Below are 1,224 nucleotides of genomic sequence, written 5' to 3'. Positions count from 1 at the left end.
ATATTAGAGAGGGAATTAAAGAGGTTAAAAGTAAAATAACATCCGAATATGAATATTGGGAAGCTGACTTCCGTGTGAATAAATTACTTTTCAAACCTGAAAATATTGAGTCAGTAATGGATGACTACTTTTCAGGTAAAGGCGTCTATAGGAATGTTAAAAGTAGAGAGGACATTCCTGATGCAATGATTAATACGTGTATAGATCAGCTTATTTCAGAAGTAGGCAATGTTACTGTACTAATTAAAGATGGTGTATTTAAAAGACATCTTGGTGGGAACTCTTCAGTGACTATTTTTGATGGCTTATCTGACTTTCTAAAAACAAAAGCTGTTGAGGCTTTAACAAACAAAGTGATGGCAGTTGAAGATGTTAGAAAATACTTTGAGAGTGAAGATGCTAATCATTTGTTAACTAACTACTTTAGAGAGCTAGACGAAGATATTAGTTTAATCTATGTAGAGGATGAAGGTGTAATAAATAAAGATGTAATTGCTGAACGAGTTTATAATGCTGAAGTTAACTTCCCTATGAGTTCTAATATTGACAGCCTAACAATTGATAATTTATATGCACTAACAGCTGAAAAATTTGTTGGTGATATTTCGTTTGAAACTGACGCAACAGTTCACTTTATATCTGACTATGGTACTTACCTCGATATCCAAAATGATAAAAATAGAGATGTTGATATGGATAGTATGAATGGTGATGGTATGTGTGATCTATATGAAAGCTATAGAGTTCGCTATACCGGACAGGTTGAAATATTACTTGCAGACAGTTTTGAAAAACCTGTGGTTGAAGTTTTAATGAGAAACATAAAAAATAACGAAGGGGCAGTTAGTATTGGCTTTAATATGGAATTATGTGAATTGCTGATAGAAGACGCTTAACACATATGAGCCTTCGTGCGTCAGGCGGCAAAGTGGATCCTATCGACCGCGTTAGCGGTCGACTAAAAGTCGATTAACAAGCGCGTCCTCTTCGTTAGTCAGAATGGCCTTCAAGTCACGCTTGCGGCAAACACATATTGAGGATCTCTTACGCAGTCTCAACTGCTGCCTGTTTAGTTGCATTCCATTGCGGTGAAACAGGGTCGCTAGACATTTATCGGTTAACCCACATCTGGCACTTTCAAATCTGACTATAGCGAAGATTGGTTCCATGGGCGGGTAAGTTATATTGACTCAAAGTGTTACTGACGTGTGCTTTGAGCATTGC

Annotated in this window: 1 protein-coding gene; it reads left to right on the top strand. The window is 36.8% G+C overall.

Annotated features, from left to right (window positions below; translation table 11 throughout):
- A partial coding sequence (locus ASV53_RS25665; RefSeq protein WP_189337963.1) for a hypothetical protein occupies positions 1-896 on the top strand: 896 nt, incomplete at its 5' end.
- Positions 897-1,224: the final 328 nt, after the last annotated feature.

This window comes from Photobacterium sanguinicancri, from assembly GCF_002265265.1.
Classification (GTDB): Bacteria; Pseudomonadota; Gammaproteobacteria; order Enterobacterales; family Vibrionaceae; genus Photobacterium; species Photobacterium sanguinicancri.
Note: the sequence above shows the minus strand (reverse complement) of the source record. Positions and strands in the feature narration are given on the sequence as shown.